General features: G+C 69.0%; 17 protein-coding genes. 7 read left to right on the forward strand and 10 right to left on the reverse strand.

Going from position 1 to position 24636, the window contains the following annotated elements; all coding sequences use genetic code 11:
* Positions 1-234: 234 nt before the first annotated feature.
* Entirely contained in the window at positions 235-1836 is a 1602-nt protein-coding gene (locus tag ACFYXF_RS16565) for a DUF1996 domain-containing protein (RefSeq protein ID WP_389350258.1), read from the forward strand.
* 120 nt (positions 1837-1956) lie between these two features.
* Here ACFYXF_RS16565 and ACFYXF_RS16570 read toward each other — a convergent pair whose 3' ends face one another.
* Positions 1957-2412 (reverse strand): hypothetical protein, encoded by a 456-nt coding sequence (locus ACFYXF_RS16570; protein ID WP_389350259.1) that lies wholly within the window; start codon positions 2410-2412, stop codon positions 1957-1959.
* A 188-nt stretch (positions 2413-2600) separates the two neighbouring features.
* Here ACFYXF_RS16570 and ACFYXF_RS16575 point away from each other — a divergent pair, with 188 nt between their 5' ends.
* From ACFYXF_RS16575 to ACFYXF_RS16590, 4 genes are all read left to right on the forward strand, one after another.
* Positions 2601-4535, forward strand: a complete 1935-nt coding sequence (locus tag ACFYXF_RS16575; protein ID WP_389350260.1) for a hypothetical protein — start codon at positions 2601-2603, stop codon at positions 4533-4535.
* Between the two features lie 160 nt (positions 4536-4695).
* The gene (locus ACFYXF_RS16580) at positions 4696-5559 is read left to right on the forward strand and encodes a metal-dependent hydrolase (RefSeq protein ID WP_389350261.1); all 864 of its coding nucleotides are present in this window, start codon (positions 4696-4698) and stop codon (positions 5557-5559) included.
* Entirely contained in the window at positions 5559-6632 is a 1074-nt protein-coding gene (locus ACFYXF_RS16585) for a PDR/VanB family oxidoreductase (protein WP_389350262.1), read from the forward strand. Before ACFYXF_RS16580 ends, ACFYXF_RS16585 begins: the two co-directional genes overlap by 1 nt.
* Before the next feature lie 56 nt (positions 6633-6688).
* Complete coding sequence (locus tag ACFYXF_RS16590; protein WP_389350263.1) at positions 6689-7414, forward strand: TetR/AcrR family transcriptional regulator; 726 nt, start codon at positions 6689-6691, stop codon at positions 7412-7414.
* A 12-nt stretch (positions 7415-7426) separates the two neighbouring features.
* Here the strand turns inward: ACFYXF_RS16590 and ACFYXF_RS16595 are convergent, their stop codons facing one another.
* The 4 genes from ACFYXF_RS16595 to ACFYXF_RS16610 all read right to left on the reverse strand — a co-directional run bounded on the left by ACFYXF_RS16595 (position 7427) and on the right by ACFYXF_RS16610 (position 16561).
* The gene (locus tag ACFYXF_RS16595) at positions 7427-7783 is read right to left on the reverse strand and encodes a 5-carboxymethyl-2-hydroxymuconate Delta-isomerase (protein ID WP_389350264.1); all 357 of its coding nucleotides are present in this window, start codon (positions 7781-7783) and stop codon (positions 7427-7429) included.
* 149 nt (positions 7784-7932) lie between these two features.
* Positions 7933-9564 carry a SpoIIE family protein phosphatase gene (locus tag ACFYXF_RS16600; protein WP_389350371.1) on the reverse strand — a complete coding sequence of 544 codons (1632 nt, stop codon included), beginning with the start codon at positions 9562-9564 and terminating at the stop codon, positions 7933-7935.
* Between the two features lie 57 nt (positions 9565-9621).
* Positions 9622-15075 carry a pullulanase-type alpha-1,6-glucosidase gene (gene pulA, locus ACFYXF_RS16605; RefSeq protein WP_389350265.1) on the reverse strand — a complete coding sequence of 1818 codons (5454 nt, stop codon included), beginning with the start codon at positions 15073-15075 and terminating at the stop codon, positions 9622-9624.
* A 103-nt stretch (positions 15076-15178) separates the two neighbouring features.
* On the reverse strand, positions 15179-16561 hold the full coding sequence (locus tag ACFYXF_RS16610; RefSeq protein ID WP_389350266.1) for an alpha-amylase family protein: 1383 nt from the start codon (positions 16559-16561) through the stop codon (positions 15179-15181).
* A gap of 692 nt (positions 16562-17253) precedes the next feature.
* Between ACFYXF_RS16610 and ACFYXF_RS16615 the strand changes: the two genes are divergently transcribed.
* Positions 17254-18591, forward strand: a complete 1338-nt coding sequence (locus ACFYXF_RS16615) for a ferric reductase-like transmembrane domain-containing protein (protein ID WP_389350267.1) — start codon at positions 17254-17256, stop codon at positions 18589-18591.
* A 130-nt stretch (positions 18592-18721) separates the two neighbouring features.
* Here ACFYXF_RS16615 and ACFYXF_RS16620 read toward each other — a convergent pair whose 3' ends face one another.
* Positions 18722-19150, reverse strand: coding sequence for a nucleoside deaminase (locus ACFYXF_RS16620; protein ID WP_389350268.1), 429 nt, complete (start codon positions 19148-19150; stop codon positions 18722-18724).
* Entirely contained in the window at positions 19147-20022 is an 876-nt protein-coding gene (locus ACFYXF_RS16625; RefSeq protein ID WP_389350269.1) for an LLM class flavin-dependent oxidoreductase, read from the reverse strand. The genes ACFYXF_RS16620 and ACFYXF_RS16625 overlap by 4 nt, the downstream gene beginning before the upstream one ends.
* 95 nt (positions 20023-20117) lie before the next feature.
* Here ACFYXF_RS16625 and ACFYXF_RS16630 point away from each other — a divergent pair, with 95 nt between their 5' ends.
* Positions 20118-20588: an Lrp/AsnC family transcriptional regulator gene (locus tag ACFYXF_RS16630; RefSeq protein ID WP_389350270.1), complete on the forward strand. Its 471-nt coding sequence runs from the start codon at positions 20118-20120 to the stop codon at positions 20586-20588.
* 175 nt (positions 20589-20763) lie between these two features.
* On the opposite strand, the gene ACFYXF_RS16635 is transcribed toward ACFYXF_RS16630, so the two are convergent.
* The 3 genes from ACFYXF_RS16635 to ACFYXF_RS16645 form a co-directional block, all read right to left on the reverse strand.
* Positions 20764-22452 (reverse strand): glycoside hydrolase family 13 protein, encoded by a 1689-nt coding sequence (locus ACFYXF_RS16635; RefSeq protein ID WP_389350271.1) that lies wholly within the window; start codon positions 22450-22452, stop codon positions 20764-20766.
* 218 nt (positions 22453-22670) lie between these two features.
* On the reverse strand, positions 22671-23585 hold the full coding sequence (locus ACFYXF_RS16640) for a sugar ABC transporter permease (protein WP_389350272.1): 915 nt from the start codon (positions 23583-23585) through the stop codon (positions 22671-22673).
* Between the two features lie 19 nt (positions 23586-23604).
* Positions 23605-24609 (reverse strand): carbohydrate ABC transporter permease, encoded by a 1005-nt coding sequence (locus tag ACFYXF_RS16645; protein ID WP_389350273.1) that lies wholly within the window; start codon positions 24607-24609, stop codon positions 23605-23607.
* Positions 24610-24636: the final 27 nt, after the last annotated feature.

A 24636-nucleotide genomic window follows, 5' to 3' on the forward strand; every position in this document is an offset into this window, starting at 1 on the left:
GAAAGTCGACGATGTCCGTCCCCGTTCGACGATATCCGCCCCCTGGTCGGGTACTTGCCGTAAGAGATCCGCAACTCCCGGTATTGCAGGTGAAGTTGGGGTCGAATTGTCCCGCGAACCTCTCACCAATTTCTGAGGCGGCTGAACACTCCTGGGACGCCCCGCGTATCTGATGGCGCCGCTTCACTCCTGTCGGGCGCCTCGATAGCCCCGCAAGGAAGTCAGAGGAGTTCCATGGGACGCAATGCACGTAAACGACGCTCACCACTGGCCGTTCGCGCCGTGGCCGCATCCGCGGCCCTCGCGATCGGTGGTGGTGGACTTGTCTGGGCGAATTTCTACGCCTCGGCGCACGAGGAGAACGGCGCCCAGAACCAGACCAAGGCCGCTGCCGCGCAGGTAGCGACGATCGACTGCCCGGATGTCGGCCAGAAGCTCACCAAGGTGCCGAAGAAGGCCCGCAAGGCCGTTGCCCTGGAGCTGTCGAAGCTGGACCAGCAGGTCACGGACGCCTACAAGCGTCTCGCTGACACGCGTCAGGCTCAGGCGGGGGACGCCAGCTACGTCGACAACGCCATTCTCAGCCCGCTGAAGTCCAAGCGCACGGCCACCATCGACCGGATCAACATCAACATCCGGAACGCGGGCGGTCAGGGCGGCCAGGCCGACCAGCTCGCCGGTTGTACGGGTGTGCCGGCCGAGCAGCCGGAGGTCGTCGACGGCAACGGGAACGGCAACCAGAACAACGGCGGTAACCAGAACAACAACGGCGGGAACAACAACGGCGGCAACCAGAACAACGACGGTCAGGACCAGAACAACGATGGTCAGGACCAGGGCAATGACGGCCAGGACCAGGGCGGCGACGCCGGTCAGGACCAGGGCAACGGCGGTCAGGCCGGCAACGGCCCGGTAGCCGCCGACTTCCAGGACATCACGCAGGTCCAGCCGAACGGCGGCCCGCAGGGTGTGAACGGCAACGGGCTTCCGGCGAACGGCGACTCGGGTTCGACGGGCTCGTTCACCACGGTCTGTGGCACCAACGAGAACGAGAACCGCAACTCGGACAACGTGATCGTCGCCCCGGGTGTCAGCAACGGTGCCCAGCACCAGCACGACTACGTCGGCAACCAGGCCAACAACGCCTTCGCGAGCGACCAGGACCTGGCCAACGGCAACACGACCTGCCAGAACCAGGGCGACAAGTCGTCGTACTTCTGGCCGGTGCTGCGTGTGCAGGACGGTCAGAACGACATCGACGCGAACGCCCCCGGTGGCGGCCAGGACGGCAACGTCGGCACGATCCTCCAGCCCGCCGAGGCGCAGCTGAAGTTCGTCGGCAACAAGACGAGCGATGTCGTCGCCATGCCGACGGCCCTGCGCATCATCACCGGTGACGCCAAGTCCTTCGTGAACGGCCTGAACAACGCCAACACGAACTGGAGCTGCACCGGCTTCGAGGACCGTCAGCTGACGGACAAGTACCCGATCTGCCCGCAGGGCAGTGACGTGGTGCGGACGTCCTTCTTCCAGAGCTGCTGGGACGGGCAGAACATCGACAGCGCCAACCACCGGACGCACGTCGACTTCGTCGAGCAGGACGGCAGCTGCTCCAACGGCTTCCAGGCCATCCCGCAGCTCCAGGTCCGCCTGGTCTACAAGGTCGCCGCTCCGCAGATCAACAACGGGCAGGTCGTCAACCCCTTCGCGGTGGACGCCTTCCCGGACCAGCTGCACAAGCCGATCACCGACCACAACGACTTCATCAACTTCTTCGACCAGAACACGATGAACCAGATGGTCCAGTGCATCAACAGCGGTCAGAACTGCCAGTGACCTGCTGAGCAGGGCGCACAAGGCACAAAGGAAGCCGGCGGTGGGATTTCCCACCGCCGGCTTCTCGCTTGCCTTCCCGGGCCCGCCCGGACTTCCTGAGCCGGGCCCGATGCCCTGCGGTCAGCTGCTGTGACCGGTGCTGTTGTGGCTGCCACCGGGATTCATGTGCGCGGATCCCTCCTCCAGGGCCCCGCCGAGCGAGTCCTGCAGTGCCGCGACCGTCTTCTCCGGACCGACGGCGACCCACTTGCGGCCGACGAGGTAGTAGCCGCCGTAGTCCTTCGCCCCGCTGAGCCATTCGGCCTGGCCGCGGTCGGTGGCGAACGTCGCGAGGACGAACTTGCCGTCGGAGTTCTTGCAGATGGCCTGGCGGATCGTGTCCGCGTCCGTCTGCATGTTCGGCTTGCAGCCCGCCTCGCTCGCCAGGTGTTCGAGGCTCCCGGTCGCAGCGACCGGCACCGCGTCGGTGGCATCGTGCCCGGACGCGTGCTCGTCACCGCCCCCGCAGCCCGTGAGCGCCAGCCCCAGCACCGCCACGGCTCCGACCGCCGCACTTTTCGGTCGCGTCAACCTCATCTGTCGTTCCTCCGGTCGTTCCGACGCCGAGCCCGTTCGGCCCATGCCGCAGAGGGCCCAGGCAAGGGGCCTCTTCTTCGATACGGCTCCCACGCGCCCAGCGCTCAATCGGTTCACCTCCGCCGCACACCCGGGGCCTCTCAGGGCGCGCCAGGTGACCATCCACCGATTCGCTCGTTCTGCTGAACGTGCAGTCACAGGATGTCGCCTCGAACCCCCACCCCACCACCGGCACCAACGCCAAGGGCCGCCCCGTCGTCGACGTGGAGCAGGCCGAGGCCGCGCTCGTCGAGCACTACCCGCGGCTCGTCCGGCTGGCCTATCTGGTGCTGCCGCCGAGCCTCGGGCGGAACAGGCGCGTCCTGACCGCGCACGCCCTCGTCCAGCGCGCGCTGCCCAGGGGCCGCACCTCCTCGGCCACGATCCCGGCCCAGTCCAAGGGCCGTGCGGGCGACGCCGGTTACGCGCTGGTCCGCCTCCAGGTGCTGCGTACGGCGCTCGCCGCCGGGCAGCCGTGGCGGGGCCGTACGCTGCCCAAGCGGTCACAACTGCCGCCGCTGCTCCCCCAGGTGTGGGGCCTGCGCCTCTTCCCGCGGTCGGGCGGCGCCGACGAACTCGCCCTGGACCAGCGACTGTCGGCCCTGTCCGGCCCCGCCCGGGCCGCGTACGTCCTGCGCGGTCTGGAGCAGCTCCCGGACGGCGACGTACGCACCGCCCTGGAGGCCGCCGGGGTCGACCGGCCGACCGAGGCGCTCCGCGAGGCGGACGAGGTCCCGGCGCAGTACGCGCTGCTCGACTCCGCCGAGTTCGACCCCTGTTCGCTCCACGCCCGCCCCACCGACCTGATGCGGCGCAGGCAGCACCTCAAGGCGGCGCTCGTCGCGGCGGCGGCCGTCGCGGTGTGCGGCACGCTGCTCGGGATGCCCGGCGGCGGCTGGGCCCCGGACGGCGCCGCCGCCCCCGCGTACGCACAGAACCCGGCCGCCGAAGCCGCCCTGGATCCCGCCCAGTTGACCCTCGTACCGGCCGCCGCCTGGAAGTCCTCCGCGCGCACCGACTTCTCCGTCTGGCCCGCGCGCGGCGACCTCGTCGGCGACAGCGCCCTGCTGCGCCGCGCCCTCGCCGTCTGGGCCCGCCCCGGCGAGACGGTCCAGGTCTCGGCGACCCCGGGCACCCCGTCCGGCGGCCCGGCGGGACCGCCCCAGCTCCTGTACGCCGGCACGGTCGACGCGGCTCGCGTGGTGATCCTTTACGACGGTCTGCGCATCGCCCGGTACGCCGAACCGAAGGACGGCACGGCCGGGGCCGCGCTCGACTTCGCCCGGGTCGACGGCGCGAGCGGCGCGGAGGCCGACGCGGTGGTCCTCGACCGGGCCGACGGCAACGTCCGCTATCTGACGGCGCCTTGGGTGCTCAAGGCGGAGATGCGGGACCTGCGTAAGCCTGCGGCGACGCCGATCGACCTGGGGCTGACCGACGGGGTGACCGGGCCGTTGGCCAGCCCGATCGCGCAGAAGGGCGCGTGTCAGTCCTGGAACACGCTCCAGGTGACGGACACCGGGGGTGCGCGTCTGCTGAGCGACCTCGCGGAGCTCGTTCCGGCGCACCTGACTTCGGGGCGCCCGGGTGCGCCGCGCGAGGCGTCTGCGCCGGCGGCGCTGGCCACGTGGTCGCCCTTCGCGTGCTCGCTCGCCGCGATGCACTCTCAGGGGGTACGGAGTGTGAACGCCTGGCAGTACGCGGAGCAGCCGCTGCCGGACGGGAGTGGGGCTGCGGACTGGGTGTGCACCCGGGCGGAGACGTGGCGGGGTGGTGGGGCTCGGGTGTTGGCGCAGTTCCATACGCCTGGTGGGCAGTATGGGGCGGTGGCTGCGAAGTCGGAGAGTTCTGCGGCTTGTGGGCCGCGGGATCCGAATGTGCTGGCTGGGGTGCTGTGGAAGTCGGGGGGTGGTGAGTGGTTCATGCTTGCGGCCGGCGCTGAGAACACGGCGTCCATTACGGCTACTGGTGGGGTTGACTCGACGGTGCGGGGTGCCTTGCTGGCGGCCAGGACCGAGCAGGGGGCTCAGGCTGGGTTGAAGGGGACTTTGAAGGATGGGCGGGGTATTGGGGGGTTGCGTTAGCGGGTGCGGGTCCGGTGGGGGCTGGTCGCGCAGTTCCCCGCGCCCCTGAAGGGGCGCGTCGGTGCACCGCGAATTGGGCAGCACCCTCTAGCTGACACTCTTGTCAGCAAGTCCGTGCACGAGGGTTCCCCCGTCCCCTACCCGTCAGTACATTGACGCCATGTCCAATATCAAGGCGCGCAAGGTGTCCTTCTCCTGGGAGGGGACGCCGTTGCACTGGGTGCCGGGGGATGCGTTCACCTCGCACACCATCAATGTGCTGCATCTGCTGTTGCCCGCCGGGGAGCGGTGGTTCGTGCATGTGTACAAGCAGGTGCTGCCTTATATACGGGACGAGCGGCTGCGGGCGGATGTCGTCGGGTTCATCGGGCAGGAGGCCATGCACTCCCAGGCCCATGACGAAGTCCTGCCGCATCTGCGGGAGTTGGGGCTCGACCCGACGCCCTACACCGCTCAGGTCGACTGGCTCTTCGAGAGGCTGCTCGGGGACCGGAGCCCGTTGCCCGGCCGCCGGGGCCGGGAGTGGTGGCTCATGGAGCGGGTCGCCGTCATAGCGGCCATCGAGCACTACACGGCGTTCCTCGGCGACTGGATACTCAACGCGTCGGAGCTGGACCGGCGCGGCGCCGATCCGACGATGCTGGATCTGCTGCGCTGGCACGGCGCCGAGGAGGTCGAGCACCGGTCGGTCGCCTTCGATCTGTTCACGCATGTCGACGGGGGTTATCGGCGGCGGGTACGGACCTGGCTGACCGGGCTGCTGGCGATGTTCTTCCTGTGGCAGCGCGGGGTGCGGTTCTTCATGGCGAACGACCCGGCCCCAGGACTCCGCAAGCCGACCTTCCGGGGCTTCTACGTGCGCGGGAAGCGCGGTCTGCTGCCGTCTACCTGGGCCATGGCGAGATCGGTGCCGCGCTATCTCCGGCGTGACTATCACCCCTCCCAGGAAGGGTGCACCGAGCAGGCCGTCGCCTATCTGGCCTCCTCCCCCGCCGCCGTCGCCGCCGACAAGGGCGCCGCCTGATGCCCCGGCCGCTGGCCCTCGCGCTCACCGCCGGGGCCGCGCTGCTCGCCCGGCGGGCCATGCGGCGCCGGATCGAGGGTTCGCCGCTGTGGCCGCTGCCCGCGCTGGCGGAACCGGTCTCCGGCCGGCCGCGCTCCCGGGCCCTGCGGCTGACGGTCGCCGCGCACGAGGTGGTTGCCGAGGGGGTCGTACAACTGCGGTTGGAAGGGCGGGAGTTGCCGGGCTGGGAGCCGGGGGCGCATCTCGATCTGGTGCTGCCTTCGGGGCTCGTACGGCAGTACTCGCTGTGCGGGGACCCGGCGGACACCTCGGCGTACACCGTGGCCACGCGGCTCGTCCCGGACGGGCGCGGGGGCTCGCGCGAGGTGCACGAGGGGCTGCGGGCGGGCATGACCGTCGAGGTGCGCGGCCCGCGCAACCGCTTCCCGCTCGCCCCTGCTCCGGCGTACGTCTTCGTGGCCGGCGGGATCGGCATCACCGCGATCCTGCCGATGATCCGGGCGGTGGCCGACCAACCCGGCCTGGAATGGCGGCTGTTGTACGGGGGTCGGAGTCGGGCCTCGATGCCCTACCTCGCCGAGATCGAGAAGCTCGGCGCGGGCACCGGCCGGGTCACCGTCGTCGCCGAGGACGAGGACGGGCTGCCCGATCTCGACGCGCTGTTCACGGGCGTGGCGGCGGAGCTGCCCGAGGGCACCGCCGTGCACTGCTGCGGCCCTGAGGGGTTGACGGCGGCGGTCGAGGCGCGGATTCCCGAGGGTGCCGTACTGCGGCTGGAGCGGTTCGCTCCGCGTACGTCGGCTGCGGGCAACCAGTCCTTCGAGGTCGAACTCCGGCGCAGCGGGCGGACGTTGACGGTGGCCGCCGACTCGACCGTACTGGCCGCCGTACGCAAGGAGTTGCCGGACACCGCCTACTCGTGCGAGCAGGGGTTCTGCGGGACGTGCCGACAACGCGTACTGGCAGGCGAAGTCGACCATCGCGACGAGCTGCTGAGCGATGCCGAGCGGGCGGACTCGATGCTGATCTGCGTGTCGCGCGCACGACGTGGTCCACTTGTGCTGGATTTGTGAACACCCCGGGTCGGACCGGTCCGTTGAGGGCCGTAATCGATCGGTAAGGTGTTCGCATGACAACCGGGGTTCGCCGCAGAATGGGAGTCGAGGAACGCCGGCAGCAGTTGATCGGCGTCGCCCTCGAACTGTTCAGCCGCCGCTCGCCCGACGAGGTCTCCATTGATGAGATCGCGTCGGCCGCGGGCATCTCGCGCCCACTGGTCTACCACTACTTCCCCGGCAAACTCAGCCTGTACGAGGCCGCGTTGAAGCGCGCGTCGGACGATCTGGCGGGCCGGTTCGTGGAGCCGCACGAGGGTCCGCTGGGGACGCGGCTGCTGCGTGTGATGCGCCGGTTCTTCGACTTCGTCGACGAACACGGGCCCGGTTTCGCGGCGTTGATGCGCGGTGGTCCGGCGGTGTCGGCGGACGGGGTGCGCTCGGCGGCCGGCAACGCCCCGGCGACGAACGCGCTCATCGACGCCGTACGCCAGGCCGCGTACGTCGAGATCCTGTCGCATCTGGAGCTGGACGCCGAACACGCGCCCGCCCGGCTGGAGTTGGTCATCCGGACGTGGATATCGCTCGTCGAGTCGACCGCGCTGATCTGGCTGGACGGGCGGCGCGTGCCGCGGGCCGAGCTGGAGGCGCAGCTCGTGCACGACTTCGCGGCGCTGGCCGCCGTGAGCGCCGCCTATGACGAGGAGATGGCCGCGCTGCTGCGCCGGATGCTCAAACAGGAGCCCACCGACGGCCCGTTCACCGATCTGGTCGCACGGCTCATCTCGCTCGCGTCGTAGACGAGGGGCGGGTCAGGCGTCGAACTTCCGGTAGGAGTCGTCGAGTTCGCGGACCTCGACCGAGGCGTGCAGGGCGAGGCCCTCGACGGGCTTCACATGGGTGCGCACCAACTCCAGTACGGCTTCCGTCAGTTGGTTCTTCGTCTCGGTCGTGCGGCCGGTCAGCATGCCGATCCAGACGTGCACGATGGCGTGGCCTTCGGTGTCCGCGCCGACCGTGGCGTCCTCAGTGCGGCGGAACTGTGTCTTGCACGCCTCGGGCGTCGCCTTCGCCGTCGCGACGACCTCCTCGTGCAGCGCGAGCGCGAACGCACGCCGGTCGAAGGCCTCGGCCAGCGGACCCGAGTAGTCGACGGTGATCTGCGGCATGGGTCAATCCCCTGTTCTAGGACTGGTACGACTTCTGCGACGGTATGGCCAGCTCACCCTAACGGGCGGGCCCCGCAAGGGGGCGCGGGGAACTGCGCGACCAGCCCCCACCGGCCCGCGGCCGACGAACCACAGGTCCCTCAGAACGTCTACTCGGCGAGTCGCAATGCCAGCATCGCGATGTCGTCCTCCCGTTCGTGGCCGAAGCAGACCAGCAGGGTGTCGCAGAGGGCGTCCAGGCCGGGCAGGGCGCCGGTGGCGGCGGCGCGGAGGTGTTCCAGGGAGTCCGCGAGGTCGGTGCCCCGGGTCTCGATCAGGCCGTCGGTGACCATCAGGAGCCGGTCGGTGGGTTCGAGGAAGAGTTCGGTGGGCGGCGGATGGGGCAGGCCGATACCGAGCAGCGGGCCCTCGGCCTTGGCGTAGTCGGCGCTGCCGGTGTCGCGGATGAGCAGCGGCGGGATGTGGCCCGCGTTGGCGATGAGGGTGCGCCCGGTGCCGGGGTCGACGTGGACCAGGCAGACGGTGGCCGTGACCTCGGGGTGGTAGCGCTGGAGCATCCGGTCGAGACGCTCGGCGAGCACGGCCGGGTCGCTCTCCTCGACGCTGTAGGCGCGCAGCGCGTGCCGGATCTCGACCATGACGGTGGCCGCGTCCAGCGAGTGCCCGACGACGTCGCCGACCGCGGTGAGCACACCGTCGTCGGTGCGCAGGGCGGCGTAGAAGTCGCCGCCGATCTCGGCGTCCTGCGACGCGGGCACGTACCGGACGACGACGTCGATGCCCGGCAGCTCGGGGAGCCGGTCGGGGCGGGGCAGGAAGCTGTGCTGGAGGGTGAGGGCGACATGCCGCTCGACCTGGTACATGAGGAGCGGTTCGGCGGCGAGCACGGTGGCCTGGGCGAGCCGGGCGACCAGGGACTCCTTCTCTGGGCTCACCCGGCGCACACTGCGGGTCGGGGTGGCCAGGCACACCGCCGCTCTGCCGTCGTGGGTGGGGATCAGCACCAGGCGCGCGTCGTGCTCGACGCCCGGCCGGAAGAACCCGACGGGCCACAGCGGCGCGGGCACCGTGGTGATCTGCACCCCGCTCTGGCCACGGGAGAGGCGCCGGAGCAGCCCCGCCACGACCCGGTGGGCGCCCTCGTCGGGCATGGCGAGCGAGGTGCGGTCGCGGGAGGTCGCGCGGTACAGCTCGTCGTCCGGGCCGAGGAAGAACACGGCGGCGGGCTGGCCCGTGAGGCGTGCGGCGCCGTCGGCGGCGGCGTCCGCGAGTTCCTGGAGGGAACGCGCCGCCTGGATGGTGAAGATCGTCTCCGACAGCCGGGTCAGCCGCCGGGCCAGCGCCTGGTCGTCGGCCCGCAGCCGGGCCGCGCGCACCGCGGCCCGCAGCACCGCGTCGATCTCCTCGGGCTCGGCGGGCACCGACAGATACGCCTCCCCGCCCGCGTCCAGCCCGTCGCAGCGGTCCCCCGGGGTGACGCCACCGGCCGAGAAGTGCACGACGGGCAGTCCTGCCATGTGCGGCCGGGCCTTGAGGCGGCGGCACAGCTCGACGCCGCTCATGTCGGGCAGGTGCACGTCGATGAGGGCCACGTCGGGCAGCATGCCCTTCCGCAGCCGTACGTCGAGTTCGGCGAGCGCCTCGTTGCCGCTGGCGACGACCACCACCTGGTGACCGGCGCGGCGCAGCAGCGCGCCCATGGCGTAGCGGCCGGCCGCCGAGTCGTCCACGACGAGCACGGTGGTGTCCGCCGTGTCTGACCACTTGCCGTTGCCGTCCATCTGGCCGCCCTTGGACACACCGGGTTGAGTGTCTGCCCCACCAAGATAATGCCCTTGTCAGGAGGTGCGGGAAAATACCGCGACGGTCCTTGCCGGAACGGCGAACGTGCCCGATTCCCGCTCGTACGTGGCCGACTTGACGACGGCGTCAACTCCCGCCCGCAGCACGGGATGCAGCGCGTACGAGGTCCCGGCGAGCGAGCCGACCCGCTGCTCACCGCGCTGGGGCGTCGCGTTGAACACGATGACGAGATCGCCGAGTTCCATGGTGATCACGCCAGGTGTCTCGTCCTTGCCGGACAGCGGGAAGGAAAGCTTTGCCTGCACCTGGCCCGCCGTGTCGAGGGAGAACACGCTTTCTGTCGTACGAATTCTCAGCAGGTCCTGGTACGCGGCCGAGGCACCCTCGATCTGAGCGCAGCCGACCCCGACGGTACTGGTCGCCAACAGGGGCTTGGCGTAAGGCCACTTGGCGGCGTTGTCGGTCGCTGTCGGCAACCCACGTCCGAATCCGTTGCCGTCGGCGCAGTTCCAGTGGATGGCGTTGAACCAGTCGCCGCTGTCGTAGGAGTTGCGGTCGAGGGACTTGGAGCGCAGCAGGTCGGTGCCCGCCTGGGAGAGGGCCGGGCCCTGCGAGAGGGTGGCCGTGGCCATGGCGAGGACCTGCATACGGGCCCGGTCGGCCGCGCTCGTCGTCGCGGGCAGCTTGAAGGCGAGGGCGTCGAACAGGGACTCGTTGTCGTGCGCGTCGGCGTAGGCGAGAGAGTCGCCAGGCGCTTCCGCGTATCCGGCGGGCTGGCCGTTGTAGTCGACCTGGGCGCCGGTGACGTCCTTGCCGTCGGTGTCGGTGAAGCGGTAGGCGGCGAGGTTGCCGGTCAGGCCGACCTTGATGAGGTCCTGGTAGTGCAGGAGGCGGGCCTTCTGCTCGGCCGAAGTGCCGTTGTTCGTCGAGGAGTTGGGGTCGGTGTAGAGCCCGGACGCGAAGCCCTGGACGCCGGGGTCCTCGTCGAAGGGGCCGCCGCCGCGTACGGCGTCCCGGGCGCGGTCGGAGAAGGTCGCGATGCCCGTCCCCGCCATGTTCTTCTGCGTGGCCTGGACGAAGCGGGCGTCGTCGGCGACCTCGCCGAAGTTCCAGCCCTCCCCGTACAGGATGATCTTCTTGCCGTCGACGCCGTCCTTCTTGAGGGTGAGCGCGTCGAGGGCCTTGCGGACGGCCAGGATGTTGGCCTTGGGGTGGTGGCCCATCAGGTCGAAGCGGAAGCCGTCGACCTTGTACTCCTTGGCCCAGGTGACGATCGAGTCGACGACGAGCTTGCCCATCATGGTGTTCTCGGGCGCGGTGTTGGCACAGCAGGTGGAGTTGGCGACCGTACCGTCGGCGAGGAGCCGCTGGTAGTAGCCGGGGACGACCTTGTCGAGGACGCTCGTCTTCGCCTGCCCGCTGGCCGGGGTGTGGTTGTAGACGACGTCCATCACGACCCGCAGCCCGTCGCTGTTGAGCGACTTCACCATCTGCCGGAACTCGACCGTGCGCCGCGTCCCGTCCGGGTCGCTCGCGTACGAGCCCTCCGGGACGGTGTAGTGGTACGGGTCGTAGCCCCAGTTGTAGGCGTCCTTCGCGGCGATCTTCGCGACGCACGCCTGCTGCTGGTCGGAGTCGGCGGCGTAGGAGGCGAGGTCGCAGTCGACGGTCGCCTGGTCCGCCTTCTTCTCGGGGATGGTGGCGATGTCGAAGGCGGGGAGGAGATGGACGTACGAGGTGCCCGCCTTCGCCAGTGCGCGGAGGTGCTTCGAGCCGTCGCTGTCCTTGTCGGTGAAGGCGAGGTAGGTGCCCTTGTCCTTGGCGGGCACGGTGTCGTCGGCAACCGAGAAGTCCCGGACGTGCAGTTCCTGGATCTGGGCGTCGTTGAGCGGTACGGCCTTGGGCTTGGTGTAGGTCGTCCAGCCGCTGAGGGCAAGGGACTTGTCGTCCAGGTCGACGACGAGGCTGCGCTCGGAGTCGGCGGTCAGGGCGACGGAGTACGGGTCGGTGACCTCGTTGGTGACGATCGCGGAGACGCTGGGCGCCCAGACCTTCACTACGTACCGATAGGGCTTGTTCTTCCAGGACTTGGAGCCGGTGACGGACCAGACGCCGGTGGTGTCGTTCCGCTTCATGGCGACCGTGGAGCCGTCGAGGTCGAGGTACACCGACTGTGCGGTGGGTGCCCAGACCGAGAGGGTGGGGCGGCCCTTGTCGAACGTCGGCCCGAGGTCGGCGGCCGATCCGTCATAGAGATCGTCCAGTACGCCGGCGATCTGGACGCCCGTCGCCGCCAACACGGCCCCGTTGGCGGCCCGTTGGGAGGCGACGAGCTGGCCGCGCAGGGCCTCGCGGACCCTGTCTCGGTCACGTGGGTCGACCGTCCAGGCGGTGTACGCCTTCAGGTGCGGGAACTTGGCCTTCTGGGCGTCGGTGAGGGCCGACCTGGTGAGGCGGAGCCAGCGTTCGTCGGTGCTGGTCAGCGTGCCGTTGTTCGCGGTGATCGAGCCGGTGCGGGAGTAGAGCAACTGGGTTGAGGCGGCTGCGTCGTTGCCGTTCCAGGCGAGGGTGTTGCGGTCGATCCAGACGGCCTTGGAGGTGGTCAGGTCGAGGGCGGCCGAGCTGCCCGCCGGCTGCGGGAGCAGGTACTTCTCCTGGCCGTTCAGGAGCCACACCTCGTGGCCGTTGGTCTTGAGGTCGAGGGCCTGGTCGGTGGAGAGGTCCTTCTCGTCGCCCTTGTGGATGATGTAACTGAGGCTGGTGGCACCGGCGTTGAGCGGTACCTCGTAGACCGCGCCGTACGCGTCGGTGCGGACCGGCTCCAGGGGCTTCGCCCAGTCGGTGGGGTTCGCGGCGCCGGACCAGACGTGCAGGCCCCAGCCGTCGTAGTCGCCGTCGGCGCGGTGGTAGTGGAGGACCGCCTTGGAGGTGTCCTGGTCGGGGTAGTCGGCGGTGGGCTTCTCCGTGAGTACGGCTTCCTTGCCCTGCTCGGCCCAGATCTCGCCGGTCCTGGTGACGTCGATCGAGCGGTCGGCGGAGACGTCCTTGTTGCCGTCCTTGTCGATGACGAGGTAACTGACGCTGGATGCACCGGGCTTGAGCTTGACGTAGGCGAAGGCGCCGTACGCGTCCCGCCCGATGAAGTCGTGGCCGGCCGGCCAGGTGGTGCCCTCGCCGTCGGCGATGTCGCCCCAGGCGTACAGGCGCCAGTCGGTGTAGTCGCCGTCCGCGCGCTTGTAGTGGACGATCGCGTAGTCGCGCGAGGAGGCCGTGGGGACCTCGGGGGCGGGCGGGGTGCCCGTGGTGGAGGTCGCCGTGGTGCTTGCCGTACGTCCTGCGCTGTCGACCACAACTGCCTTGTAGCGCAGGGCGGTTCCGGGGGCAATGTCCTTGCCGAGGGTCTGGGTGACCCGGTAGGGCGCGTGGTCGGCCGAGCCGAGGGTCTGCCACTTGCCGTTGCCGACCTGGGCGGCGAAGACGACACGGTTGAGCTGGTCGGTGCCAGTCCCGCTGCCGCCGTCGACGTCTGCGGTGATGTTCACCGTGCCGGTGGCGCCGGGGGCCGGGGCGGTGAGGGTGAGGGAGGGCTTGGTGGCGGGGGCGGCGAGCTTGGCGGTGGCCTTGAGGACGATGGCGGCGCCGGGCGGGACGGTGACGGTGAGCTTGCGGTCGGTGCCGCTGGTCGCCGTGGCGTCGGTGCCGTAGATGCCCTTGAAGGCCATGTTCGGCGAGCCGGTCGCGAAGGTGGCGGTCTTCGCCTCGGCCGCGTTGTTGAAGGCGACGACGTACTCGGTGCCGGACTTGGCGTCGGTGCGGGAGACGGCGTAGACGCCGGGGCCGTCGGCCGCGTAGCGCTCGGTCTGGATGCCGTCGGTGAGGGCGGGGTTGGCCTTGCGGAGGGCTGCGAGAGCACTGATCTGCTTGTAGAGCGGTGCACTCGTGTCGTAGGCGTCGCTCGCGTGGGTGCGGTCGGTGCCGAGTTCGTCGTCGTCGAGGTAGTCGGTGACCTTCGAGGCGAACATGGTCTGACGGGCGTCCTTGTCACCGCCCGCGCCGGTGAAGCCCTGCTCGTCGCCGTAGTAGACCACCGGGTTGCCCCGGCTGAGGAACATCAGCTCGTTGGCGAGCCGGTCCTTGGCGAGGAGTTCGGCGTCGGTGGCGGTCGGGTCGTCCTGTTTGAGGAAGGAGCCGATCCGGCCCATGTCGTGGTTGCCGAGGAAGGTGACCTGCTCGTACGCGTTGGCCTTGTCGGTCGTGTACTTGTAGTCGTCGCCGAAGACCGAGGCGAGCTTCTGGGCGCTGCCGCCCTGGGAGGCGTAGGCGCGGGCCGCGTCCTGGAAGGGGAAGTCGAGCGTGGAGTCGAGGCGGCCCTGGGTGACGTACGGCGAGGTCACTGACGTATCGGCGGAGTAGACCTCGCCGAACATGAAGAAGTCGTCGCGCCCGTGCTGTGCCGCGTACTTGTCCAGCGCGGTGGCCCACTGGGTCCAGAACTCCATGTTGACGTGCTTCACGGTGTCGATCCGGAAGCCGTCGATGTCGAAGTCCCGTACCCACTTCTCGTAGATCTTCTCCATGCCGGAGACGACCTCGGGGCGTTCGGTCCACAGGTCGTCGAGGCCGACGAAGTCGCCGTAGGTCGCGGACTCGCCGGCCCAGGTGGAGTCGCCCCGGTTGTGGTACATCGTCGGGTCGTTGAGCCAGGACGGGACCTTGGTGTTCTTCTTCGCGGCGGGGATGGTGGGGGTGCGCGGGAAGGAGTCGGTGTCGACCTTCGGGAATTTTCCCGTGCCCGCATAGTCGGCGTCGTCGAACGGCTCGCCGTCCTTGGTCAGATACGGGAAGGCGCCCTTGGAGAGGTAGTCGTAGGACTTCTCCTCGTAGTCGACGACGTCGGCGGTGTGGTTGGTGATGACGTCGAAGAAGACCTTCATGCCCTTGGCGTGCGCCTTGGAGATAAGGGTTTCGAGGTCCTGGTTGGTGCCGAAGTGCGGGTCGACCTGGGTGAAGTCGGTGATCCAGTAGCCGTGGTAGCCGGCGGAGGCGTTCGCCCCGGTGCCCTGTACGGGCTCGTTCTTGAAGATCGGCGCCAGCCAGATGGCGGTGGTGCCGAGGCCCTTGATGTAGTCGAGCTTGCCGGTGAGGCCCTTGAGGTCGCCGCCCTGGTAGAAGCCCTTGTCGGTGGGGTCGTAGCCGGTGGCGAGGCGTGAACCGGTGAGTCCGCCCTGGTCGTTGGCCTTGTCGCCGTTGGCGAAACGGTCCGGGAGGACGAAGTAGAACTGCTCGCGGGTGAGGTCGTTGCGGGCGGCGGTCTTCGCCAGCTTCGCGTCGGACGGGGGCGCGGGCGGGGTGGCGGCTCCGGCGGCACCGGCGGCCAGCGGCTGGACGAGGGCCGCGACGAGCGCGGTCACGGTGAGCGCGGCGACTCGGCCGGCATGGGCGGAACGGGTGGTACGGCGCCTTGTCGGCGACGGCCATCTCGGTATCACGGATGGACTCCTTGCGATCACGGCTCTTCGGGTCCGACCCCGCGCGACCGTACCGCCGCCGAAAGGTTTCCAGCAAGAGGCTTGAAAGTAACGGAAAGAACTTTCAGCAGGCGGACTTGCCCGTGTAGATCGCGAGGGCCGTGTTGGAGCCGAGCGTCGCGGTGAACTGACCCGAACTGTTCACGGTCACCGACGTGTTGCTCTGCACGTTGCAGTACGTCCCCGCGGCGAGCGAGGTCTGGTAGGTACGGCTCAGACTGCTCGACTCGTGGTTGATGGCGACGAAGCCCTTGGCACCCCGCCCGAAGGCGATCGCATCACCCCCGTTGTCCCACCAGTTGGTGACGGACTCACCGCGCGTCGCGTTGCGGAAGGCGACCATGCGGAGGATCTCCGGCCAGGCGTGCTGGCACTTCCAGCCGTCCTGCCAACAGGCGGTGACCGAACCGCCGTTGGGCGGACCCGCGTCCGTGTCGGAGAACTCGTACCCGGAGTTGATGTCGGGCGCACCGTACGGATAGGCGAGCATGAAGACGTTGGCGAGGGTGTAGTTGGCGTTGTCCTTGTAGCTGAGCGTGGAGCCGTTGCGCTCGGTGTCGTGGTTGTCGACGAAGACACCGGAGACCGAACTGCTCATGTAGCCCCAGCCCTCGCCGTAGTTCTTGAGGTAGGCGAGGTTCTCGTTGTTGAAGACGCGCTTGAGGTCGTAGGCGTACCGGAACTCCTGCACGTCCCCGTTGCCGGTGTACTCGGTAGGCTGGACGGCCTCTCCGCTGCCGTAGATGACCTCCTGCTTCCAGTAGACGGACGTGTTGCTGAGCCGGGACTTGATGTTGGCGAGGTCGGTGGCCGGGATGTGCTTGGCGGCATCGATCCGGAAGCCGTCGACTCCGTACCCGAGCAGGGAGTTCATGTACCCGGCGATGGCGGAGCGGACGTACTCCTCACCGGTGTCCAGGTCGGCGAGCCCGACGAGTTCGCAGTTCTGGACGTTGGTGCGGTTGGTGTAGTCGCTGATGGTGGCCGTGCAGTCGTCGAAGTCGAAGGACGAGTACAGACCGGGGTAGTTGTACTTCGTGTACGAAGAACCGCCGGTGCCGGTGCCACTTCCCGCCGACATGTGGTTGATGACGGTGTCGACGACGACCTTCACACCGGCCGCGTGACACGTGTTCACCATGCTCTGGAAGGCGGTGGCGTCACCGAGCCGCCCGGCGATCTTGTAGCTGACGGGTTGGTACGACGTCCACCACTGCGAGCCCTGTATGTGCTCGGCGGGCGGCGAGACCTGGACGTAGCCGTACCCGGCGGGGCCGAGGGTGTTGGTGCACTCCTTCGCGACCGAGGCGAAGTTCCACTCGAAGAGGACGGCGGTGACGTCCTTGGTGCCGGGCGGGGAGGCGTAGGCGGCGCCCGTCGGGACGGCGAGCGCGATGGACGCGCCGGCCGCGAGGGCGAGCGCGCCGGAGAGGGTTCTGCTGGCCATGTCGGGGGTCCTTCTCCGTTGAAGGTCCAAGCAAGATCCGTTGCCGATTCTTGCTGCAAGATGACTGAAAACTTTCAGCCGACCAGAAGGTACGAGTCCGCTTGTGGGGCGGTCAACCCTTGGGACACTTCCTCTTCACGCGCGCGAAATCTCTTCACAACGAGGGGTGTTGAGTACTCGGGCGCGCCTTGGCAGCGGCAGGAGAGTTGGAGACGGCCGTGGCTTCGTCACTAAAGGGACCGGGCAAAGTCGGCGAGCGTGCGAAAGTCGTTCTCGCGCAGTCCGATACGCGGGTTGACGTGGTGCAGAAGCCCAGGCCCGCAGGGGCCGCCGCCGGGCCGAGAGCCCTCCGTGTTCGTCCGGGGTTCCGCTGTCCCTGGGGCACTCTGAGTGTGGTGTATCCGTCGGGGCGCTTCTCCGGCTCCCCCCAGGTCTTGCTCTCAGCGTCGCCTGCGCCGGGGAAGCGTAGCCGCAGCGATCGTCTCGGCGTCGCGATGGGAGACCACTCCTCGACCCCACGAACGCGCTGTTCCTGAACCGAACGAACCGTTGCGGAGCTCAGGGCCGCCGAACCCGCCAAAGGCAGTCAGATTCGGCGGTTCCGGCATGAACGGATCCGGCCCGTCCGCCGTACCCTTACCCGAATCGAGGCGGGCCGCGAGTACCGCGGCCTCGGGGGACGAGAGGCGATCATGGCGGCGACGAGCGACTCGGTGCGAAGAGGCACCGTGCTTCCGGTGGACGCGGCACGTTGGGCGATGTGGGGTTTTGTCGTCGTCAATGTGGTGATCGTCGAGGCGTTGTTCGTGAGCGCCGGTTCGGGCAAGAACGGGGTGCTCACGGTCGCGAAGTTCTTCGGGCTGCACGCGGCGCTGCTGATGCTGTTCCAGCTGCTGCTGGTGGCCCGGCTGCCGTGGCTGGACCGGCGTATCGGGATGGACAGGCTCACGGTGTGGCACCGCTGGGTCGGCTTCACTCTCCTGTGGACCGTCCTCACCCACGCCACACTCGTGGTCCTCGGCTACGCGACCCTCGACGACACGTCCATGGGGAAGACGTTCGTCGCCCTGAGCGGCGTGACTGCATCCCTGTTGGGCATGCTCGCCGCGGGCATCATCCTCGTCATCGGCGTGATCTCCACCCGGTCCCTGCGGCGGCGGCTGCCGTACGAGGTCTGGCACGGGCTGCACCTGTTGCTCTACGTCGCCCTGGGACTGGCGTTCGTGCACCAGTTGGAGGAGACCACCACCTTCACCTCCTCGGCGTTCGCCGAGGCCTACTGGTGGATCCTGTGGCTGTTCTCCTTCGGCGCCCTGCTGACCGGACGGATCGCCGTGCCCCTGTGGCGCAACGCCTATCACCGGTTCGAAGTCACGGCCGTGGTGCCGGAGTCGGACAACGTGGTCTCCGTGTACGTCACCGGCCGCCACCTCGACAAACTCCCCGCCCGTGCGGGCCAGTTCTGCATCTGGCGCTTCCCCGGACACAACCACTGGTGGCTGGCCAACCCCTTCTCCCTGTCGGCGGCGCCCGACGGACAGGGCCTGCGCCTCACCGCCAAGGCCGTCGGCACCACCAGCGCCGGCCTGCGCCACGTCCCGGTCGGCAGCCGCGCCTTCGTCGAGGGGCCGTACGGGGCGTTCACCTCGCTGCACCGCTCTCGGCCCGGCGCCCTCCTGATCGCCGGCGGCGTGGGCATCACCCCCGTGCGGGCGATGCTTGAGGAACAGTCGGCCGGCGACACCGTCGTGCTGTACCGCGTCCGCAGCGAGGCCGACGCCGTGCTGCTGAACGAGATCCGCCGGCTGATCGCGCTCCGCGGCGGCCGACTGCACCTCCTCACCGGCAGAACCACCGAAGGCACCCCGCCGTTCGGCCCGGACAACCTGCACCGGCTCGTCCCCGACGTCACCGAACGCGACGTGTACGTCTGCGGCCCGCCCGCCATGACCGCGGCCGCGCTCGCCGGTCTGCGAGAGCTGCGCGTCCCCACGCGACAGGTGCACTCCGAGAAGTTCGGCCTCGCCTGACCGGGAGCAAGCCGGTATCCACTGCCGACCACAGCCCGTCGTCCACGGACACCTCGCCGCTCGACCTGCTGCAACAGGTCGAGAGCGTTGAAGGATCTGCGGTGGCGGGCTCCGCTCGCGGGCCCAGCAGTCAGCGGTAGTAGGGCTCGACTGCGGCCCGTACCTCGTCGAGCAGCGCGGGGCCGTCCTGCGGCACGGGCGGTCGGCTGCTGCCCGGCCTGATGTCCAGGAGCTGTTCGTTGGACAGGGCGAACACCACTCGCCGCAGACCTGCCCATTGGATGACGGCCTCGCACATCCCGCACGGCTGGCAGCTGGTGTACATCGTGGTGCCCGCCGCCATCTGTGTGTCGAGCTCTCTTGCGGCCCACCTCGCCAATTTGAGTTCCGGGTGTGCGGTGACGTCGTTGTCGGTGAGGGTGGTGTTGTACTCCTCGGCCAGGATCGTCCCGTCCGGTCCTGCCAACAGAGATCCAAAGGGCGGGTTGCCGCTCGCGCGTGCCTTGGCCGCGAGCGAGATGGCCTGTCGGAGGAGGGTGTGGTCGTCGGGTGTGGTCATGACTGCTCCGTCGTGGTGCGGGATGGGGCGCCGGGCTCGTAGAAGTGTGCGGCCACGGTGGCGAGGGCCTGCCAGGCCGCCTGCGGGTGACACGTCGCGCGGGGGTCGCCCAGGTAGGTGTCGAGGACGACGGACTTGGCACCCAGCAGCCGCAGTTGGTCGAGATCGTCCATGATCTGGTCGATGGTGCCCTCACCGGCGAGCCGTCCCGCTCCGTCGACCGGTTCCCTGGTGAGTCGCAGGGCGATGCGGGGAGCCAGGGCGGGCACGGGCAAGTGCTGCTCGGCCGCGTACGTCTCCAGCCTGCCCGCGGCTTCGCGCAGCCACGGCACGGTGGGGCGCAGCGGATGCCATGCGTCTCCGAGCCGTACGGCCCGGCGCAGCCCCGCGTCGCTGTTTCCGCCGACCCACACCGGGATCCGGCGCTCTCCGTAGGACGCGGTGTCCTTCCAGGCGGCCCGGATGTCCCGCAGGTGGTCGTCGGTCAGCTGTCCGCGCTGCGAGAACGGGATGCCGAGGGCGGCGAACTCCTGCCGTGCCCAGCCCACTCCCACGCCGAGGACCAGCCGGCCGCCGCTCAGCTCATTCAGATTGGCCGCCATTCGGGCGGAGAGCAGCGGGTGCCGGTAGGGAGCGATGAGGACCGTCGTGCCGAGCTGGATACGGGTGGTGAGGCCTGCCAGCCAGGACAAGGTGGTGAAGGGCTCGTAGAAGGGTGCCGGATAGCGCTCGGCGACATCCGGCGTGATGGCTATGTGGTCCGAGATCATCAGCAGGTCGAAGCCCAGGCCCTCTACGGTCCGGGCCCAGCCGCGCAGCACTCCGGGTCCAGTGCCCGGGCCGAAATTGGGGACGTTCACTCCGATCTTCACAGGGCCCAACCCTAGGCAGGAGGTATGGGTCGTCAGAAGGGATTCCCGCCTGTTCAGAGGCGTTTCAGCCGTGGATCCGCCGGTAAAATCGGCGTATGACCGAGAGTCTCGACGCGACGGACTGGGCGATCCTGACAGAAGTCCAACGGGACGGCCGGATCCCGTTCACCGAGCTGGCACGGCGGGTGAACCTGAGCGCGTCGGCGACCAAGGAGCGAGTGCGCCGACTCGAGGAGGCCGAGGTGATCACGGGGTATCGTGCGGAGGTGAACCCGGAGCGGACCGGTTACCCGGTGATGGCGGTGGTCCGGCTCAAGTACCCGGGGCCGGGAACCCGGCACGAGCCGCTGCGCTGGCTGCTGGCGGAGCGCCCGGAGATCCTGGAGTGCCTGCGCACCACCGGAGACGACTGCTACATCATGAAGGTGGCGGCCACGTCGACGGCCCACCTGGAGGAGATCGTCGACGAGCTGGCCGAGTTCGGGAGCACCACCACCAACCTCGTCCTCAGCCGGACGCTCCCGCTGCGCGGCCCTGGGGTGCCTCGGGGGAACACCGTCAGGTAGACCCGGATGCTTCACTGTGCAACTGACGATCGCTGACCGGTAGTTGCAGACGTGGAACAGTCCGGACGAGTTGCCGACCGCAGCAGGGCCCGCTGCCCCGACAACTGGGCAGCGGGCCCTGAAGGTACGACCTGTACGACCTCAAGTGCCCGCGCGAAGCGGCCTCGTCGGCTTCTCAGACCGTGGTCGTCCACCACACCGTCGTGTCCGCCGGCAGCTTCGCCTCGTCGGCCACCACGGTCACCTCGCCGCTCGCGACCAGGACCTCCCCGTACGCCGGAATCGTGACCGCCTCGCCGCTCGTGTTCGCGACGCACACGAACTGGCCGCGTCGGAAGGCGAGTACGCCCTGAGGGGCCTTCAGCCACTCGACCGAGTCGCCCGCGCCGAGGCCCGGGTGTTCGCGGCGGGCGGTGAGTGCCGTGCGGTACAGCTCCAGGGTGGAGCCGGATGCACCGGTCTGCGCCTCCACGCTCAGCTCCGCCCACTCCTCCGGCTGCGGAAGCCAGCTCCCGCCCGCGCCGAAGCCGTACGACGAGCCCTCCCGCGTCCATGGGATCGGCACCCGGCAGCCGTCGCGGAAGCCGTCCTGGCCCGCGCCGCGGAAGTAGGCGGGGTCTTGGCGGACCTCGTCCGGGAGGTCTACGACGTCCGGCAGGCCCAGCTCCTCGCCCTGGTAGACGTACGCCGAACCGGGCAGCGCCAGCATCAGCAGGCTGGCCGCGCGGGCCCTGCGCAGGCCCAGGGCGCGGTCTCCGGCGAGGCGGATCTGGGTGCCGAGGCCGGGCTCGTTGGCGAAGCGGGTGGCGTGGCGGGTCACGTCGTGGTTCGACAGGACCCAGGTGGCGGGGGCGGCTACCGGGCGCATCGCGTCCAGCGTGCGGTCGATGACCGTCTTCAGCTCCGTCGCGTCCCAATACGTCGCCAGGTACTGGAAGTTGAAGGCCTGGTGGAGTTCGTCCGGGCGGACGTAGTTCGCCGTGCGCTCGATGGTCGGGGTCCAGGCCTCGGCCACGAAGATGCGTTCACCCGCGTACTCGTCGAGGATCAGGCGCCATTCGCGGTAGATGGCGTGTACGCCGTCCTGGTCGAAGAACGGCATGACATCGTTGCCCAGAAGCTTGACCTGGTCGTGGGTTCCGAGGTCGGGGAGGCCCTCCGCCTTCACCAGGCCGTGTGCCACGTCGATACGGAAACCGTCGACGCCCATGTCCAGCCAGAAGCGGAGGACAGAGCGGAACTCGTCCCCGACCGCCGGGTGTTCCCAGTTGAAGTCGGGCTGCTCGGGCGCGAAGAGATGCAGATACCAGTCGCCGGGGGTGCCGTCGGGCTCCGTGATCCGCGTCCACGCCGGGCCACCGAAGACCGACTCCCAGTCGTTGGGCGGGAGTTCGCCGTTCCCGCCCTTGCCGGGGCGGAAGTGGTAGCGGTCCCGGAGGGGTGAGCCGGGGCCCTCCGCCACCGCCCGCTTGAACCACTCGTGCTGGTCGGAGGAGTGGTTGGGGACCAGGTCGACGATGATCCTGAGGTTCAGCTCGTGGGCGTCTCGGATCAGGGCGTCGGCGTCCAGGAGGTTGCCGAACATCGGGTCCACCGCGCGGTAGTCGGCGACGTCGTAGCCGGCGTCGGCCTGCGGGGAGGCGTAGAAGGGGCTGAGCCACACGGCGTCGACGCCCAGGTCGCGCAGGTACGGCAGGCGGGAGCGTACGCCTTCCAGGTCGCCCATGCCGTCTGCGTTGCTGTCGGCGAAGCTGCGGGGGTAGACCTGGTAGATGACCGCGTCGCGCCACCAGTCGCGGTGGGCGGCGACGTTGGCGGGCGTGGCTGCGGAGGTCGGGGCCTGAGCGGCGGAGTGCTGGCTCATAACGTCCTTGATGTGTAACGGAGTTCGGGTCATGGGTGGTTTCTGCTGGTTTTGAGGCTGCGGGCCGGTGGGGGCTGGTCGCGCAGTTCCCCGCGCCCCTAAAAGCAGGGCGTGGCCGAACCGTGGGACATAAGCGGACGCGGTGGCGGCGGGGTCGGATGGCCACCGCGTCCGCCACCCGCGCGGCAGATGACGCGCGGGAGTTCACTGGACCTGGGTCAGCCCTTTGTGCCGCCCGCTGTCAGGCCCGCCACCAGGTTCTTCTGGACCAGGTAGAAGAAGGCCGAGACAGGTATCGCGACCAGTACCGCTGTGGCGGCCATCAGGTTGCGCTGGGCGTCGTGTTCGCTCACGAAGCTCTGGAGCCCGACCGCGAAGGTGTACTTCGTGTCCGACAGCATGAACGTCGAGGCGAAGGCGACCTCGCCGAACGCCGTGATGAAGCTGTAGAACGCGGCGACCGCCAGGCCCGGCTTGGCGAGCGGGAGGATCAGTCGCGCGAAGGTGCCGAAGGGGGTCAGCCCGTCGACGCGTCCCGCCTCGTCGATCTCGAAGGGGATCGTGTCGAAGTATCCCTTGAGCAGCCAGGCGCAGTACGGCACGGCCGTCGAGCAGTAGACCAGGATCAGACCGAAGTAGTTGTCGATGAGCTGGAGGTCCGAGAGGATCTGGTACATCGGGACGATCAGTACGGCGATCGGGAACATCTGGGTCACCAGGAGCACCCACATGAACTTGCGGTAGCCGGGAAAGCGCATCCGCGACACCGCGTACCCCGTGGTCGCCGCGACCAGCACCCCGATGACCGTCGTACCCAGCGAGACGATCAGCGAACTCTTCATCCAGTCGAAGAAGTTGGTGTGCTGGAGGACGAACGAGTAGTTGTCGAACGTCATCTTGTCCCAGATGCGCCCGGGGTGGAGATAGTCGTCCTTGTCCGGGCCGAGGGACAGGAAGAACAGCCAGGCGATCGGGAACAGCGCGATCAGGCTCGCGACGGTCAGGATGCCGTGGGAGGCGAGGGACGTGGCGAGGCCGCGCCGGCCGCGTCCCCCGGGCTGCGGGGTCACAGGGGAATCGGCCGGGCCCGTGGGCCCCGTCGGCTCGGACTTCTCAACTGTCATGGCACTCATGGGTACGGAAGCTCCTGCCTCAGTTCGCGAGCTGCTGCTCATCGCGGTTCAGCCAGCGGCGGTAGAAGGAGGTGAAGACGACGAGGATGGCCAGCAGCAGCATGCCGTAGGCCGCCGACTGCGCGAAGTCGCGCGGCTGTTGGCCGAAGCCGAGGTAGTAGGCCCAGGTCACGAGGATCTGCGCGTCGGGCGCGGTGGTGCCGAACAGCAGGAAGATCACGGCGAACTGGTTGAACGTCCAGATGATGCCCAGGAGTACGACCGTCGAGCTGACGGAGCGCAGGCCCGGCAGCGTGACGTACCAGAACTTCTGCCAGGGGGTCGCGCCGTCCATGTCCGCGGCCTCGTAGAGGGTGGAGTCGATGGACTGGAGGCCGCCGAGCAGCGAGACCATCATGAACGGCACACCGCACCAGGTGTTGACCATGATCGCGGCGAACCGCTGCCAGAAGGTGTCCTCCAGCCACAGCGGGGTCGGCAGATGCACCGCGTCGAGCATCGAGTTGATGATGCCGCCGTCGGCGAGCATGAACCGCCAGCCGAACACGGTGACGAAGGTGGGCACGGCCCACGGCAGGACCAGGATCAGCCGGTAGAAGGTGCGACCGCGCAGCTTCTGGTTCAGCAACAGGGCCAGGCCCAGACCGATGCAGTAGTGCAGGGTCACGCAGAGCGCGGTCCAGACGATCGTCCAGATGAAGTGCGACCAGAAGCGGTCGTACGCGGTGTCGCCCCACAGGATGTCGGCGTAGTTGTCGAGGCCGATGAACTTGTAGGTGGCGTCGATGTGGTTGACGCCGATCGTGCGGGCCGAGTTGAGGCTGTTGGCGTCCGTGAGCGTCAGATAGAAGCCGCGCACGAGCGGGTACAGCACGAGTCCGCCGAGCACGACGACCACGGGGGCGATCATCGCGTACGCGTACCAGTACCGCTGATAGGCGTGCTTGAGACGATCGAGCCGTCCGGGCCGCTGCCCGGGCTCACCGCGGCGCTTGCCGGTCGCGCGGTCGATGGCGACTGTCATGGTTCGACACCTTCTGGAAGATCCTGG

Origin of the sequence: Streptomyces sp. NPDC002680 (assembly GCF_042889145.1) — a bacterium.
Classification (GTDB): Bacteria; Actinomycetota; Actinomycetes; order Streptomycetales; family Streptomycetaceae; genus Streptomyces; species Streptomyces adonidis.